The sequence below is a fragment of the Amycolatopsis balhimycina FH 1894 genome (genome assembly GCF_000384295.1).
GTDB lineage: Bacteria > Actinomycetota > Actinomycetes > Mycobacteriales > Pseudonocardiaceae > Amycolatopsis > Amycolatopsis balhimycina.
Genome location: NZ_KB913037.1, coordinates 6,883,367 through 6,899,854 on the forward strand (window position 1 = coordinate 6,883,367; position 16,488 = coordinate 6,899,854).

General features: G+C 70.3%; 13 protein-coding genes. 3 read left to right on the forward strand and 10 right to left on the reverse strand.

Annotation, left to right across the window (positions count from 1 at the left end; genetic code table 11):
* Positions 1–66: 66 nt before the first annotated feature.
* From A3CE_RS0131545 to A3CE_RS0131595, 10 genes are all read right to left on the reverse strand, one after another.
* On the reverse strand, positions 67–1,791 hold the full coding sequence (locus A3CE_RS0131545; RefSeq protein ID WP_020644099.1) for a sodium/solute symporter: 1,725 nt from the start codon (positions 1,789–1,791) through the stop codon (positions 67–69).
* Positions 1,792–1,873: 82 nt separating this feature from the next.
* Entirely contained in the window at positions 1,874–2,224 is a 351-nt protein-coding gene (locus A3CE_RS0131555) for a hypothetical protein (RefSeq protein ID WP_026469066.1), read from the reverse strand.
* On the reverse strand, positions 2,221–2,976 hold the full coding sequence (locus A3CE_RS0131560; RefSeq protein WP_020644101.1) for a LytR/AlgR family response regulator transcription factor: 756 nt from the start codon (positions 2,974–2,976) through the stop codon (positions 2,221–2,223). Before A3CE_RS0131560 ends, A3CE_RS0131555 begins: the two co-directional genes overlap by 4 nt.
* Positions 2,973–4,019: a sensor histidine kinase gene (locus A3CE_RS0131565; RefSeq protein ID WP_020644102.1), complete on the reverse strand. Its 1,047-nt coding sequence runs from the start codon at positions 4,017–4,019 to the stop codon at positions 2,973–2,975. Before A3CE_RS0131565 ends, A3CE_RS0131560 begins: the two co-directional genes overlap by 4 nt.
* Before the next feature lie 44 nt (positions 4,020–4,063).
* Positions 4,064–4,783, reverse strand: coding sequence for a type III secretion system chaperone family protein (locus A3CE_RS0131570; protein WP_026469067.1), 720 nt, complete (start codon positions 4,781–4,783; stop codon positions 4,064–4,066).
* A gap of 239 nt (positions 4,784–5,022) precedes the next feature.
* Positions 5,023–6,018, reverse strand: a complete 996-nt coding sequence (locus A3CE_RS0131575) for an ABC transporter substrate-binding protein (protein WP_020644103.1) — start codon at positions 6,016–6,018, stop codon at positions 5,023–5,025.
* Positions 6,019–6,047: 29 nt separating this feature from the next.
* A complete protein-coding gene (locus A3CE_RS0131580) occupies positions 6,048–7,097 on the reverse strand; it encodes an ABC transporter permease (RefSeq protein WP_020644104.1) in 1,050 nt (349 codons plus the stop codon).
* Positions 7,094–7,858 (reverse strand): ATP-binding cassette domain-containing protein, encoded by a 765-nt coding sequence (locus A3CE_RS0131585; protein ID WP_020644105.1) that lies wholly within the window; start codon positions 7,856–7,858, stop codon positions 7,094–7,096. Before A3CE_RS0131585 ends, A3CE_RS0131580 begins: the two co-directional genes overlap by 4 nt.
* Positions 7,855–8,892, reverse strand: coding sequence for a class I mannose-6-phosphate isomerase (locus A3CE_RS0131590; RefSeq protein WP_020644106.1), 1,038 nt, complete (start codon positions 8,890–8,892; stop codon positions 7,855–7,857). The genes A3CE_RS0131585 and A3CE_RS0131590 overlap by 4 nt, the downstream gene beginning before the upstream one ends.
* On the reverse strand, positions 8,889–9,872 hold the full coding sequence (locus tag A3CE_RS0131595; protein ID WP_020644107.1) for a LacI family DNA-binding transcriptional regulator: 984 nt from the start codon (positions 9,870–9,872) through the stop codon (positions 8,889–8,891). The genes A3CE_RS0131590 and A3CE_RS0131595 overlap by 4 nt, the downstream gene beginning before the upstream one ends.
* 311 nt (positions 9,873–10,183) lie before the next feature.
* Between A3CE_RS0131595 and A3CE_RS0131600 the strand changes: the two genes are divergently transcribed.
* The 3 genes from A3CE_RS0131600 (at position 10,184) to A3CE_RS0131610 (ending at position 16,455) form a co-directional block, all read left to right on the forward strand.
* Positions 10,184–13,408, forward strand: a complete 3,225-nt coding sequence (locus A3CE_RS0131600) for a GH92 family glycosyl hydrolase (protein WP_084642147.1) — start codon at positions 10,184–10,186, stop codon at positions 13,406–13,408.
* Between the two features lie 78 nt (positions 13,409–13,486).
* Entirely contained in the window at positions 13,487–15,874 is a 2,388-nt protein-coding gene (locus A3CE_RS0131605; RefSeq protein WP_020644109.1) for a GH92 family glycosyl hydrolase, read from the forward strand.
* A gap of 215 nt (positions 15,875–16,089) precedes the next feature.
* Positions 16,090–16,455 carry a DUF3817 domain-containing protein gene (locus A3CE_RS0131610; RefSeq protein ID WP_026469069.1) on the forward strand — a complete coding sequence of 122 codons (366 nt, stop codon included), beginning with the start codon at positions 16,090–16,092 and terminating at the stop codon, positions 16,453–16,455.
* Positions 16,456–16,488 lie beyond the last annotated feature (33 nt).

Genomic DNA, 16,488 nt, shown 5'->3' on the forward strand with positions numbered 1-16,488 from the left:
GCTCCCTGCGACGTTGCGGAAAGTGACCTGTGACACCGTAGGGACGCGTGAGGCTCGCGTGAAGAATCAGCGGCTCAACAGCCGGGTCAGACGACGAACGGTTGACGAACGGTCGCGCGGTCCCGTCAAACGGGGTTCGTCCAGGTGGAGGCGCAGCATCGCCGCCGTCGACCAGGCGGGTGGCCTGCCCCGCAACGAGACCAGCGCCATTGCGCCGAACGCCAAGGGTACCGACCAGGGTGCCGGTTGCTGCACCAAGATCGCCACCCAGCCGCGCAGCGGCGGCCCGGCGAGGGCGAACAGGATCGAGCCGGACGACGCGACCAGCCCGGTCAGCACCCCGGCGATCCCGCCGGTCGCGGTCAGCCGCGGCCACCAGATGCCGAGCACGAGCAGCGGGCAGAACGTCGACGCGGCGACGGTGAAGCCCCACGTGACCAGGACGCCGGCGTCGAGCTCTGCCGAGCGCAGCGCCAGCAGCACCATCACCCCGGCGACGCCGAACACGGCGATCCGCAGCCGCCGCAGCTCGCCGGGCACGAGGTCGTGGGCGATCGCGCCGGACATCACCAGCAGCAGGCCGAGCGACGTCGCCAGGAACGCCGCGAACGCGCCGGCCGTCAGCAGCGCCGTGAACAGGCCGCCGGCCCAGCCACTGTCCACTTGGTACGGAAGCGCGACGACCACGGTGTCGGTCGCGCCGGAGAGGTACAGCCCGGGGACGAGGACCCGCCCGAGCACGCCGTAGACGCCGGGGAAGAGGTAGAAGACGCCGAGCAGCGCGACCGTGATCGCGGCGGTGCGGCGCGCGGCGCGGCCGTCCGGGCTGGTGTGGAAGCGCATGAGGACGTGCGGGAGGCCCATCGTGCCGAGCATGGTCGCGACCAGGACGGCCCACGTGCCGAGCAGCGGGTAGCCCTGGTCGCCGAGGTCGAGCAGCGGGCGCCGCCAGTCCGGGCCGCCGAGCGCGGCGCCGCCGCGGACCGCCGGGACGGCCGCGCCCGTGGCGAACCTGACCTCGTCCTGGCTGCGCGCGGTGAATTCGCCCGGCGGCAGGGTTTCGACGACGCCGTTGCGCCGGACGGGGGTCGGTTCGCGGATCTCCATGGTGACGTCGACCTCGAACCGCACCGGGGTCTCGCGGGCGAAGTGGGTGAACTCGACGGGGTTGAGCGCGTCGGTCCGGTTGACCGCGCCGGCCTGCAGCACCAGCCAGATCGCCGGGACGAGGAACAGCAGCAGCTTCAGGACGAACTGGAACGCCTGCACGTACGTCGCCGCGCGCATGCCGCCGAGGGCCAGGGTGACGCTGACCGCGGCACCGGCCACCACCACGCCGACCCAGTACGGGGTGCCGCCGACCGCGGCGAGCACCAGGCCGGCGGTGCGGAACTGCGGTACGACGTAGATGGTGCCGATCACGAGCACGACGACGGCGGCGAGGCGGCGCAGCGCGGGGGAGTTGAGCCGGGCTTCGGCGAAGTCGGGGACGGTCAGCGCGCCCGACCGCCGCATCGGCGCGGCGACGAGCACGAGCATCGCGATGTAGCCGGCGGTGAAGCCGACCGGGTACCAGAGCGCGCCGATGCCGTCCTTGACGACGAGCCCGGCGATGCCGAGGAACGACGCGGCGCTGAGGTACTCGCCCGAGACGGCGGCCGAGTTCACCAGCGGCGAGATCCGCCGGGACGCCACGAGGAAGTCCGACGTCGTGCGCATCGCGGCGACCCCGCGGACGCCGATGAGCAGCGTCACGAGCACGACCGGTGCGACAGCGAGCGCGACTCCCACTAGCCGGTCCTGCCATCGAAGTCCGTGAATGGCACATTGAGGGACGTCAAGTCCCTCAATGTGCCATTCACGGACTCGGAGGTCACTGGTCGTCCTCGAGGCGTTCGGCGCGGCGGAGCTGCCAGCGGGCCAGCAGGGCCATCGCCGGGTACGGCAGGACCGCCAGCATCAGCCACGACAGCGGAATCCCCAGCAGCCGCACGGAGTCCAGGCCGGGGAACGCCGCGAAGATCCCGGGCAGGCCGAGCAGCAGCGCGAACATCAGCGCCAGCGCGGGCACGCCGTGACGTCGTTGCGCGCGGTACAGCGCCGTGGCGCGCTGGGTGTCGCCCGCGGGCAGCCGCGTCTGGCGCCAGCGGCCGCGTGACCGGCGCCGTGCGTGCGCGAGCCGGGTTTGCGGGCTGGTCACGGCCACACGGCGGATCTTGCTCATCGCGCGCCCGGGCCGAGCTGGCCGCGCTGGGCGGCTTCCAGCAACCTGTCGCGCAGGTCGCGGGCGTGGCGCCGGCTGACCGGGACGTCGCCGGCCTCGGTGTGGGCCAGCAGGCCGCCCGCGGTGTCGCTGCGCAGCTCCAGTACCGCTCCCACCGCCACCAGGAACCCGCGGTGGACCCGGCTGAATCCGGTGCCCTCCCAGTACTCCTCGAGCCGCGAGATCGGCATCCGCACCAGGTGCACGCCGCCGCGGGTGTGCAGCCGGACGTAGTCGCCGTGGGCCTCGACGAACAGGACGTCGTCGCGGCGGACGTACCGGGTGCGTCCGCCCGACTCGACCGGGAGCGCGGCCATCGCGTCCGGGGTCGGGCGCGACGCCGGTGCCGCCATCCGCCGCACCTTCGCCAACGCCGCCGAAAGCCGTTCGGCGCGGACCGGTTTGAGCAGGTAGTCGACGGCGCCGATTCCGTATGCCGCCACCGCGTGCCCGTCGTGCGCCGTGACGAACACGATCACCGGCGGCTCGCTCAGCTTCGCCAGCAGGGACGCGAGTTCGAGACCGTCGAGGCCCGGCATCGAGATGTCGAGGAACACCGCGTCGAAGCGGTCGGCCTGCAGCAGCTTCAATGCCTTCAGCGCGTCGGCCGCGCCGACGACTTCGCCGACATCGGGCGCTTCGCCGAGCATGCGGCAGAGCTCGTCCAGGGCCGGTGGCAGGTCGTCGACGGCGAGGACGCGCAGGCCGGTCACGGCAGCACCCCCGGCTGGAACCGCGGCACCCGCACGACGACCCGGGTGCCCGCGCCGACCTCGGTCTCCACCGTGAGGCCGTACCAGGCGCCGTAGACGTCCCGCAACCGTCTGTCCACATTGGCCAGTCCGAGACCGGCCGGGTCGTCCTCCCCGACGCGGCCGGCGAGGAGGTCCGCCGCCCGCTTCGGATCCATGCCGACCCCGTCGTCCTCGACGAAGATCACGCAGTCGTTCCCTTCCGCCTGGCCGTGCACGTGGACCTGCCCGGTGCCCGACCGCGGCTCGATGCCGTGCCGGATCGCGTTCTCCACCAGGGGTTCCAGCACGAGGTACGGGACGGCGACGGCGAGGATCTCCGGCGCGACCCGCACCTGGACGCGCAGCCGTTCGCCGAGCACCGCCTTCTGCAGCGCCAGGTACGTCTCGATCGCGCGGAACTCCTCGGCGACGACGGTGTATTCGCCGTGCCGGGCGAGGCTGTAGCGGGTGTAGTCGGCGAAGTCGAGCATGAGGTCGCGGGCCCGGTCGGGGTCCGAGCGCACCAGCGACGCGATGACCGTGAGCGCGTTGTAGACGAAGTGCGGGGACATCTCCGCCCGCAGCGCCCGCAGTTCGGCCTGCGCGGCCTGTTCCGCCGACGCCTCGAGCCGGGCTCGTTCGAGGGCCTGGACGACGAGGTCCGCGGCCTCGCCCGCGACCGCGTCCCGGACGTCGCCCACGACCAGCAGCGCCCCGGCGAGTTCGTCGCGGACGTGCAGCGGCAGCCCGAGGACGTCCGGCGCGGAGCCGGGTTCCTCGGTGTGCAACACGCCTTCGAGCACCGAAGCGACGGCGTCGTCGGGCCCCGGCCGTCCGGACCACAGCAGTGCGCCGGACAGGTCGGTGAGGCCGAGGCCGGGGAAGCCGAACAGCCGGCGCAGGCGATGCGCGGCGCGGCGGGCGCGAGTGCCGGACAGGCCGTCGCGCAGGTCGTCGGTGATCCGGCGGGCGGCGGCGAGCACCGGCAGCGGGTCGGCGCGGGACGCCGGGCGCAGGTGCACGGTGAGCGGCCTCCCCTCGGCAGCGGTGTCCAGGGGAACAGATCCTACGGCCAAGCCGCGTCCTCCCGGTCGGTCAGCACCTGGGCGTGGCGGCGGAACCAGCGCCAGATGCGGTAGTCGTCCATCGCCGTCACCGGGGCGGGCGGCGGCTCCTCGGCCAGGAGGCTCGCGTCGGCCGGGTACGGCCGGTCGGGCAGGGAGACCCAACCGGTCGTGCGGGTCTCCTTCACCGCCACCCGCACCGGCCGGAAGGTCGTCGGGTCGAGTCCCTCGCTGTGCCGCACGACCTCGTCGAAGAACCACGCCGACGTGATCAGCGCGAGCACGCCGTTCGAGGACTTGAGCGCCTGCTTCAGCGGCGGGGCCGCCAGGAGCCGGAACACCTGGTTGATCGCCGGTGCGGTGACGCCGTGGTCGTCGTAGGCGACCTCGCCCGCGTGCAGTGCCATCCGCAGCCGGATCCGCGCCCCGGCGGGGTGCGTCCGGTTGTGCCGGTGCAGCGCCACGGCGAGGGCGGTGGGCAGGAACTCGACGAAGGGCCCTTTCGGGATCTCCGGTGGGGCGAGGACGAAGACGCCGTCGCCGCAGTCCTGGTCCTGGCAGTCCGTCCAGGGGACGCCGGCGTCGTCGAACGCCCGGGACAGCGCGCGGTACAGCCCGTCGCGCAACGCCAGGCGGTGTGGGGTCGTCCTGTGCTGGTCGCCGTAGCCCTCGACGTCCACGGCGAAGATCGTCCGGTGCATCGCCGGCCGCTCGTAGTTCATCGCACCCTCCCTGCGATCATGCAGGTGCTGATGCATCTGCATGTGCAAGTGAGTGTGACGCCAGACACCGGATCGGGGGAACGGGCCCTGCGGTGAGCGGTTCCCTCACCGCGGTAACCGGTAGTAACCGACTACGGGCGGTGAAAAGCCCTGGTGAAGCGGGTAGCGATCGAGACGCACAGCTCTCATAGGGCGCTGACGGACGGAGCCGCACCACGCGAGTGCGGCTCCGCGGGCGGTCAGCAGCTCTGCTTGTAGAAGTACTGCGAGTTGGCGTCCATGTCGGCTTTGGTGATCGAGTGCAGCTGCGCGGTCAGGTTCCGCGTCACCGCCTTGCCCTCGACGTCCGCGACGGCCTGCTGGACGCCCTGAGTGCCGATCGACGCCGGGTCCTGGGCGATCAGGGCCTGGTACTGGCCGTTCTTCAGGCCTTCGACCTCGGACGGGCTGGCGTCGAAGCCGATCAGGTTGACCGCGCCGACCTTGCCCGCGTTGCGCAGGCCGGTCGCCGCGCCTTCGCCGGTGTTGAGGTTGGTCGCGAAGATGCCGACGAGGTCCGGGGTCGACGACAGGGCGGCCGTCACCTTGGCCGCGGCCTGGTCGGGCTCGTTCTGGGTGAACTGGACGCCGATCGACTTCAGGTTCGGGGTGTTCTTCAGCTCGTCTTCGAAGCCCTTGGCGCGGGCGGCCGTGGTCGACGTGCCGGCGATCGTGTCGAGCACCAGGACCGAGCCGCTCTTGCCGGCCGCGAGCTTCGCCATCGTCTGCGCCGCGAGCTTCCCGCCCGCGGTGTTGTCGGACGAGACGGACGACGCGGCCACGCTCGTGTCCTTGAGCGCGGTGTCGACCTCGACGATCTTGGCGCCGCGGGCCTTGACCTGCTGGATCGGCGCGAGCATCGCCGTGTCGTCGGTCGGCGCGATGAGCAACGCCGCCGGCGGGTTCGAGCCGAGGGCGTTGACCAGCTGGGTCTGCAGGGGAGCGTCGAACTTCTGCGGTGCCTGCGTGGTCAGCTCGTAGCCGAGCTTCTTCGCCTCGGCCTCCGCACCGCACTGCAGCGAGATGTAGAACGGCTCGGCCTGCACGCCGGGGATCAGCGCCAGCTTCTTGCCGCCGACCGGCTTGGCCGAGTCACCGGACCCGGTCTGCCCGACCGTGCCGGACCCGCACGCGGTGAGCAGGGCGGCGGCGGAGACCGCGGCACCCATGGCGGTGAGAGTCTTGGTCAGCTTCATTCGTAAGCACCTCTTCGTACTCGGGGAAATCAGCGGGAGTTGCGGCGACGGCGGCGCCGCTGGTCGAACCAGACCGCGGCGATCAGGACCCAGCTGACGATGAACATCTGCCAGAAGTCCTGGACGTGGATGATGTTGAAGCCCTTGCGCAGCACCGCGGGGATGAACACCCCGATCACCGTGCCCAGGATCGTGCCGACGCCGCCGAAGAGGCTGGTGCCGCCCATCACGACCGCGGCGATGGCGTTGAGGTTGTCGGTGGTGTGCCCGGAGATGGTCGTCGAGTTGTAGTAGGCCAGCGACAGGAACCCGGCGATCCCGGCCAGGAAACCCGTGAGCGTGTACACCTTCAGCAGGTGGGCGGTGACGCCGATGCCGACCCGGCGCGCGCCCTCGGCGTTGGAGCCCACCGCGAACGTGTACCGGCCGAACTTCGTCGTCCGCAGCAGCCACGCCCCGATCACGGTGATCACGATCGCCACGATCACCAGGTTCGGCACGACGCCGAAGGACGTGCCGTAGCCGAGGGTCCGGGTGAGGGCGGCCGGCACGGTGCGCAGGTCCGAGCCGCCGTTGAGCAGGTAGGCGGTGGCCAGGGAAGCGCCCATGGTGCCGAGCGTGACGATCAGCGGCGGGAGCTTCGCCAGCGCGACGAGGGCGCCGTTGATCAGGCCCCAGATCGTGCCGGTGACCACGGCGACCACGAGCCCGACGACGATCACGCCCCAGCCCGCCTGCGACGCGTCGCCGCCGGACAACGCCTCCATCGTCTTGCCCCCGACCATGCCGGAGAGGATCAGCACCGAGCCGACCGAGAGGTCGATGCCCGACGTGATGATCACGAACGTCATGCCGACGGAAAGGATGAGCAGGACGGAGGACTCGATGAACAGCGTCTGGAAGGTGAACAGCGTCGGGAAGGTGTCCGGCGCGATCACGCTGAACAGCACGACCAGGGCCAGCAGGACCAGCCCGATCCAGAACGTGTTGGCCTCGACCAGGCGTTTGCCCAGCGGCCGCTTGCCGAAGCCCGCCTCGGGGGATTCCTGGATGTCCTTCCGGGGAGTGGACACGGTCACGCGGCCTCCTCTTGGACGAGCGCGCCGGTCATCGCGGCGACGAGGTCTTCGAGCTTCGTGTCCGAGCCGGTGAACCGGGCGACGCGCTTGCCCAGCCGCAGCACCTCGACGCGGTCGGCGACCGACAGCACCTCGGGCATGTTGTGGCTGATCAGCACGACGGCGATGCCCTTGTCGCGCACCTTCTTGATGACGTCGAGCACGCGCTCGCGCTGTACGACGCCGAGCGCCGCCGTCGGCTCGTCCATGAACACGACCTTCGACGCCCACACGACCGAACGCGCGACCGCGACGCTCTGGCGCTGGCCGCCGGACAGCGAGCCGATCGGGACGTCGGTGCTCTGCAGCGTCACGCCGAGCCGCTGGAACTCTTCGACGGCCCGCCGCCGCATCTCGTTCTTGTCGAGCATGCCGAGCTTGCCGAGGATGCCCTTGCGGTGGATTTCGCGGCCGAGGAACAGGTTCGCCGCCGGGTCGAGCTCGGGTGCGACGGCGAGGTCCTGGTAGACGGTCTCGATACCCAGGCGCCGCGCGGTGGTCGGCGAGTCGAAGTGCACCTCGGCGCCGTCGAGGAGGATCTTCCCCGACATCGGCTGCTCCGCGCCGGAGAGGCATTTGACCAAAGTGGACTTCCCGGCGCCGTTGTCGCCGATCAACGCCGTCACTTCGCCGGCGCGGGCCTGGAACGACGCGCCCCGCAGGGCTTCGACGGATCCGTAGTGCTTGGTCACCTCGACCGCGTCCAGGAGGATTTCGCTCATCGGTGCCTCTCTTCCGGCGCCGGCGGGCGGCAGCGGATCACCGTCGCGGTGCCGGACAGCTCGGTCTGGCCGGCGTCGAACGGGACGACGTAGGTGTCGCCCTTCGTCAGCGCGTGTTCGCCGCCGTGCTCGGTGCGCAGGGTGCCTTCGCCGTCGAGGACGACCAGGACCGCGAATGACGGGTCGAGTGACAACGTTGTCAGCTTGTCCGTACGCAGCTGTTCGGCTCGGAAGAACCGCTCCGATCCGCCGGCCAGGAGGTCCACCGTGGCCGCGGGGTCGCCCGCGGTGCGCTTGATGATGGTCTCGAGACGTTCAACGTCCCAGCCGGAGGTGTCGAGGGCCTCGATCGCGGTGTCGAAGCCGATCCCGAGGTGGCCCTTCTCCGGCGACGCGAGGAAGTCCCGCCACTCGATGGTGAGCGAGAAGTCGGTCGGCTGCTGCAGTTCGACGACGAACACGCCCTCGCCGATCGCGTGCGGCAGCCCGGCCGGGATGTAGACGGTGTCGCCGGCGGACACCGGGATGCTGTTCAACGCGCCCAGCATGCTCGGGACATCTTGCTCGCGCGTCCACTCGGACACCGTCGCCTTCGACAGCGTCTCCTTGAAACCCGGGTAGACGCGCGGGTCGTCGCCGTAGGTGCCCACGACGATCCACGCCTCGGTCTTGCCGAAGTGGGAGTCGAAGTGCCGTTTCGCGAACGCGTCGTCCGGGTGGAAGTGCACGGGCAGCCGCTGGCCCGCGTCGAGCAGCTTCACCAGCAGCCCGGTCGACGTCCCGAGTGCCTCGACGTGCTTCGCGCCGAGCCAGCCGTTCGCGTTCGCCTCGACGGCGTCGCGCAGCCAGGCGCCGTCCGGCAGCCGGGTCAGCCCGGTGGTCTCCCGGCCGAACATCGTGGTCGCCGAAGCGACCCAGTCCTCCGGACCGGACTTCTTGTCCGGCGATGCGCCGCGCAGTGCCGCGATGGCGTCGCCCCCGCGGTAGAACTGCGGCGGCTGGTTGGCGGGCAGCCGGATCGGTTCGAGGGTCACGGGGCGGCCTCACCGGAACCGCGGGCGACGAGATGCACGGGCAGGACTACCTTTCTCGGCGGGGACTGGTCTCCTTGGACGCGGGCGAAGAGCAGCTCGGCCGCGGCGTGGCCCAGCGCGCTCACGTCGTGCGCGACCACGGTGACCGGCGGGTTCAGCAGGTCCGCCAGCTCGAAGTCGTCGAAGCCCACCATCGCCGGGCGCTTGTCGGCGTGGGCCAGCGTGCGCAGCAGGTGCACGGCGATCCGGTTGTTGCCGGCGATCACCGCGGTGGCCGGGTCCGGGCCGTGCAGCAGCCGCTTGACGGCGTGGCCGATCGACTCCGGCGTCGGTGTCCCCATCGAGACCAGGGACTCGTCGTAGGAGATGCCGTTGCGCACGCAGCCTTCGCGGAACCCGCGCAGGCGCTCGGCCGCGGTGAAGATGTCCGGGCTGTCGCCGAGGAACGCGATCCGCCGGTGCCCGTGCTTCGCCAGGTGCGTGACGGCTTCGACGGTGCCGCCGAGGTTGTCGACCAGGACCGTGTCGGCCACGATGTCGCCGGCCGGGCGGTCGATGAACACCACCGGCGTGCCCGCGCGCATCTCCGGCACCAGGTAGCCATGCTGGAGACCGGCCGGGACGACGAGGATTCCGTCCACCCGCCGCGCGCAGAACTCCAGCACGAGCTCGCGCTCGCGGTCGGAGTTCTCCTCGGACGAGCCGGTGAGCACCTGGCGCCCGAACGACGTCGCGATGCGTTCGACCGCGCGGTTCAGCTCGGAGTAGAAGGGGTTGCCGACGTCCTCGACGATCAGCCCGATGGTGCCGGTGGTGGACCCGCGGCGCAGGTTGCGCGCGCCCAGGTTCCGCCGGAACCCCAGCTGCTCGATGGCCGCCATGACCCGCTCGGCGGTGTCCGGGTGCACGGCCGGTTCGTCGTTGACCACGCGGGACACGGTCTTGATGCTCACGCCCGCCAGCCGGGCCACGTCGCTCATCGTGGCTCGTCTGCTCGCGGTGCGCGTGCTGCCGGAGTCCCGGCCGAGAGGAGACAACGTTGTCATAGTGACGGGGATTGAACGCCACGTCCCCCGGGCTTGTCAACGCCCCGAACGCGGATTGTGCCGATTCGGCTACCGGCGTCGTAGGACAGACGGCTGAGCACCCTGTCCGGAAGTGGACAGGTCTTGACCACACCCTTGACGGCTTGGTGAGCCGCTGCCCAAGGTGACCCGGTTCGACCGACTGCGCGACAAGGTTGTCATGACACCGTTTCTGGTCGCGCTGACGAGGTGGAGAGGCGATGGCCATGGCGCGAGCGCGCTTAAGAGCCGGTTTGACCTTCCTGACCCTGGCGGTGACCGCGGCGGTGGCTCCCGCTGTGCCCGCTGTGGCAGCAACCAGCACCGACTACGCGAAGTGGGTCAACCCCTTCGTGGGCACCCGGCCCGGCGGGGCCGACCACGGCACCGGGGGCGGTGCCGGCAACACGTTCCCGGGGGCGGTCGTGCCGTTCGGCATGGTCCAGTGGAGCCCGGACACGGTGAAGTCCCAGCCCGGCGGCTACTTCTACGACGACAACGCCCTGACCGGGTTCAGCCTGACGCACCTTTCGGGCGCGGGCTGCTCGACCTATGAGGACATCCCGTTCATCCCTTATGTCGGTGAAGTGACGACGTCCCCGGCCACGGACCCGTCCCACTACACGTCCAAGTTCTCGCACACCAACGAACACGCGACGGCGGGCGCCTACGACGTCACCCTCGACAGCGGCGCGAAGGTCGAGCTGAGCGCGACCCAGCGCACCGGCTCGGCCCGCCTGACCTACCCGGCGGGGGCGTCCTCGACGTTGCTGGTCAACACGTCCGGCTCGGTCAACGGCACCGACGACGCGTCGATCACCATCGGCAAGGACACCATCAGCGGCTGGGCGACCAGCGGCCGGTTCTGCGGGGCACGCAACAGCTACCGCGTCTACTTCTCGGCGAAGTTCGACACGCCGTTCGCGTCGATCGGCACCTGGAAGAACGGTGCCGTGACCCCGAACAAGGCCGCCGAGACCGGCGGGGCCAAGGCGAAGGTCGCGCAGCCCAACGGCGTCGGCGCGTCGATCGCGCGCCCGGCCAAGGCGAAGCCGCAGGACACCACCGTGTCCGGCCCGGGCAGCGGCGGGTACGTCACCTTCGCGAACCTCAACGGCGCGCAGGTGAACGTCCAGGTGGGACTGTCCTTTGTGTCCGTTGACGGCGCGAAGGCGAACCTCAAGGCCGAGAACACCAAGAAGCCGTTCGACACGGTCGCCGCGGCCGCGCGGAAGGCGTGGAACGACCAGCTCGGCAAGATCGCCGTCACCGGCGGTTCCGACGAGCACCAGACGACGTTCTACACGTCGCTGTACCACTCGCTGATCCAGCCGAACGTCTTCTCCGACGTGGACGGTCAGTACCCCGGCTTCGACGGCCGCATCCACAAGGCCGACAAGGGCCACGCGATGTACACCAACTTCTCCGGCTGGGACATCTACCGTTCCGAGACCCCGCTGCTGGCGACGATCGCGCCGAAGGAGACCTCCGACATCGTCCGGTCGATGATGGCCTACGCGGAGCAGGGCGGCTCGTGGGACCGCTGGACGGTCGCCAACGACTACACCGGCGTGATGAACGGCGACCCGTACCACATCATCGTGGCCGGCGCGTACGCGTTCGGCGCGCGTGACTTCGACGCCCAGAAGGCGTTGCTGCTCATGATCAAGGGCGCCACGCAGCCGACGCAGGGCTACACCGAGCGGCCGGGCCTCGAGGACTACCAGACCCTCGGGTACGTCCCGGGCGCCGGTGCCGACACCCTCGAGTACACCAGCGCGGACTTCGCCATCGCCCAGTTCGCCAAGCGGATCGGCGACTCCGCGACGTACACGACGTTCATGAAGCGCGCGCAGAACTGGCAGAACCTCTACAACCCGGGCACCGGCCACCTGCAGCCGCGCAACGCCGATGGCTCCTTCGCCGGCACGTACGACCCAGCGAGTTCCGAGGGCTGGGTCGAGGGCAACGGCGCCCAGTACGACTGGATGGTGCCCTACGACCTCGGTGGCCTGGTCACCGCGTTCGGCGGCAGCACCGCGGCCCAGTCCCGGTTGGACACCTTCTTCACCCAGCTCAACGCGGGTACGCAGCTGCCGTACGCGTTCATGGGCAACGAGCCGAACTCGAACGCGCCGTGGGTGTACTCCTACGCGGGCGCGCCGGCCAAGACGCAGTCGATCGTCCGGCGCTCGATGAACGAGCTGTACAACCCGCGTCCCGAAGGCCTGATCGGCAACGACGACCTCGGCCAGATGTCGTCGTGGTACGTCTGGGCCGCGCTCGGCATCTACCCGGAGATCCCGGGCCGCGCCGAGTTCGTGCTCAACACGCCGCTGTTCCCGAAGGCCGTGCTGACCACCGGCGCGGGCAAGAAGATCACCGTCACGACGTCCGGGACCGGCGACTACATCGCGGGCCTGAAGGTCAACGGCGGGGCCGCGGCGAAGGCGTGGATGCCGGAGGCTCTGGTGTCCACGGGCGGCACCCTGGACTACACGCTGTCGGCGGCCCCGACCGCGTGGGGCAGCGCGCCGGCCGACGCGCCGCCGTCCTTCCGCGACCAGGAGAAGCCGAGCCTGTCGTTCGTGAACCCGGCGCGGGCGGTGACGCCGTCGGGGTCGACGTCCAAGGTCTCGGTCGGCGTCCAGGACCTCTCGGGTACGGCCCGGACCTGGACGTACTCGGCGGGCAGCGCGGACGGGATCACGCTGGCCCCGGCGACCGGCGGCATCGCCGTGCCCGCCGCGGGCAAAGCCCAGGTGGAGCTGACGGTTTCGGTCCCCGCGGGGCTGGCCGACGGCCCGCGCCGCATCCCGGTGACGTTCTCCGCGCCCGGCGTGGCCTCTTCGCAGGCCGTGCTGACCGTGCTCGTGGCCCAGCCGAACAGCTGGCCGGCCACGGTGAACAACGCCGGCATTTCGCCCGACTCGAAGCCCACCGCGGCGAACTTCGACGGCGGCGGCTGGAGCTACTCCGCCGACGCGCTGGCCGCGGCCGGGGCCGCCCCGGGCGCGACGGTCACCAGTGACGGTCTCGGGTTCACCTGGCCGTCGTTCCCGGCCGGCGACCCGGACAACGTGATCGCTTCCGGGCAGACGGTGAACGTGAGCGGCTCCGGACGGCTCGCGCTGCTCGGCTCGGCGTCGAACGGCAACGCGTCCGGCACGCTGACGGTCACCTACACCGACGGCAGCAGGTCCACCGCCACCATCGGGTTCTCCGACTGGACCCTCGGCGGCGGGAACGCGCAGCCGTCGTTCGGCAACCGGATCGTGCTGTCCACGCCGTACCGCAACGCCTCGGGCGGCGACCCGCAGCAGATCCGCACGATGGTGTTCGGTACCAACCCGATCACCCTCGATGCGGGCAAGACCGTGGCGAGCGTGACGCTGCCTTCGAATGTCAGCGGCGGCGCCCTGCACGTTTTCGCGATCGCCGTCGGCGCGTAGTTCCAAGTCCGTGAATGGCACATTGAGGGAATTCAAGTCCCTCAATGTGCCATTCACGGCTTTCCAGGGAGGAAAGCTGTGAGCAGCAAGGTTTTGGCGGGTGCGCTGGCGCTCGCCGTGGTGGCGACCGGGGTGAGTCCCGCCGTCGCAGTCGCGGCCGGTGGCGATGCCCTTGAGGCCGTCAACACGTTCATCGGCACGCAGGACGAGGGCAACACGTTCCCGGGTGCCTCGGCGCCGTTCGGGATGACGCAGGTCAGCCCGATCACCTCGCACTACGCCGGCTACCGCTACACCGACACCGCGATCCGCGGCTTCGGGCACTTCTTCCTGTCCGGCGCGGGCTGCTGGGAGCAGGGCGGCCTGGTCTCGACCCTGCCGACGACCGGGGAAGTGGGCCCGGGCAAGGCGTTCGACACGGCTCGCCCGGCCACCTTCGACCAGAAGCAGTACGCCTCGCCGTTCACCCACGACGGCGAAGTCGGCAAACCCGGCTACTACAAGGTCCACCTGACCGGCTACGGCGGCGTCGACGTCGAGACGACCGCGGCGACCCGCGCCGGTGTCGAGCGGTATACCTTCACGAAACCCGGTGATGCCAACGTTTTCGTCAACGTCGGGCAGGCGAACGACAAGGAGCCGGTGACAGGCAGCAGCATCCGCGTGGTCGACGACCGGACCGTCGAGGGCACTGTGGAGTCCCAGGCGTTCTGCGGCGGCAAGCCGTACACGACGTACTTCACGACGAAGTTCGACAAGCCGTTCAAGACGTTCGGCACGTGGTCGCCGACCGGCGGCACGCCCGGCTCCCGTTCCTCCGAAGGTGGCGCGGGCCTGCGTGGCGCGTGGCTGACCTTCGCGGGTGGTGGCCAGGTCACGGCGACCACCGCGATCTCCCAGGTGGACGCGGCCGGACCCCGCGTGAACCTGGCGGCCGAGCGCGTCCGGTCGTTCGACGCGGCCAAAGACGCCGTGCAACGCACCTGGCGGCGTGAGCTGTCCACTGTGGACATCAAGGGTGGCACGCCGGACGACCGCACGGTCTTCTCCACCTCCCTCTACCACGCGCTGCTGCAGCCGCTGACGGCCAACGACGCCGACGGGCGCTACTACGGCTTCGACAAGAAGATCCACCGCGCGGTCGGCTGGACGTATTACGACTTCTTCTCGCTGTGGGACACCTACCGCTCGCAGAACCAGCTCCTGGCTCTGCTGCGGCCCAGCCGCGCGAAGGACATCGCGAAGAGCATCCTCGCCATCCACGACCAGGGCGGTTGGCTGCCGCGATGGGCGTACGCGAGCCAGGAGACGAACACGATGACCGGCGACCCGGTCACGCCGTTCCTGGTCGACCTGTGGCGCTTCGGCGCGCTGTCTGGCGAGGAGATGCACGCGTACCAGGCGCTGCTGCAGAACTCGCGCGAGATCCCGCCCGCGTCGTCGCCGTTCCAGGGGCGCTCGGGCAACGCGAGCTACCAGAAGGACGGGTTCGTCCAGTACGACCCGGACTTCCCGAAGAAAGGCCAGGACACCGACCCGAACCACGGCGCGTCGGCCACCCTCGAGTACGCGCTCGGTGACTGTTCGCTGTCGGTCATGGCGGCCGCACTCGGCAAGAAGGACGACGCGGCGGCGCTGGCCGCAAAAGGCCGGACGTACCGGACGTTGTGGGACGAAAGCCTGACCGACCGCGGTTTCACCGGCTTCTTCCGCCCGAAGGTCCTCGGCGGCGCGTGGTTCACGCCCGCCGACAAGCCGTACAGCCCGCAGAGTCAGGACGGCTTCCACGAGGGCACGGCCTGGCAGTACCAGTGGCTGGTCCAGCAGGACGTGCCCGGGCTCGTCGACCGGATGGGCGGCCCGGCGGCCACCGGCAAGCGTCTGGACGATTTCTTCGCCTACGACGAACTGGTGAAGAATCCGGCGACGGCGGTGCGCGAGAACTGGGTCGTCGGCCCGTACGACTACTACGACCAGTTCCGCTACAACCCCAACAACGAGCCGGACCTGCACTCGCCGTGGATGTACGCGCTCACCGGGCAGCCGTCGAAGACGTCGACGGTCGTGCGGGCGGCGCACACGCTGTTCACCAACGCGCCCAACGGCGTCACCGGGAACGACGACCTCGGCACCATGTCGGCCTGGTACGTCTTCAGCGCCCTCGGCCTCTATCCCGCCGTCCCAGGGACTGGGAACTTCGTGCTCAACGCTCCGCGATTCGCGAAATCCGTCCTGCACCTGGAGAACGGGCGGGACGTCACGATCCAGGCGCCGGGCGCGGACGGCGCGAAGCTGCAGTACGTCTCGGGACTCAAGGTCGGCGCGAAGCCGAGCGACCGCGTGTACGTCGGCTTCGATCAGCTGAAGCACGGCGCCACGCTGCAGTTTTCCCTCACCGCGGACGCCGCGGAGGCGACGTGGGCGACGTCACCGTCGTCCGCGCCGCCTTCGCCCTGCGCCGGGTAACGGCCGACGCTTGCGGCCGTGGTCCAGACCACAGTGGACCACGGCCGTGAGCATCGTCACGGGCCCCGGTGTTCCGGTGAGCGCCGTCACGCCTCACACTGGTATCCGCACGTCCGACAGCGCCGTTGACGTCCACAGGCAGTCCGCCTTGGACGGTGCAGTCGGACGTTTGTCATGTCACGAACCAACGTGGTGAGACCCCACAGGAGGAAGAAGTGTCCAGCAAGGCCGCTCTAGTGTTCCGCGTGGCCGCAGTAGCCGAAGCCCTGTCCTGGGCCGGGCTGCTGGTCGGGATGTTCCTCAAGTACGTCGTCCACTCCTCTCACGAAGGCGGCGTTCCCGTCCTCGGCATGGTGCACGGCGTGATCTTCGTCCTCTACGTGGTGACCTCCCTGTCCGTCGCGAAGCCGCTCGGCTGGCGCCCGAAGACGCTGGTCCTGGCGCTCCTCGCCAGCATCCCGCCGCTGTTCACGTGGCTGTTCGAGAAGTGGGCGCTGCGCAACGGCAAGCTCGACGGCCCGCAGCGGCTGTCCCACGGTGGCGTCGGCCTGTTCCAGGTGAAGGAACCCGTCGCCGCCTGATTCCCAAGACGTGAGAAAGGCCCGCGCTTCCGG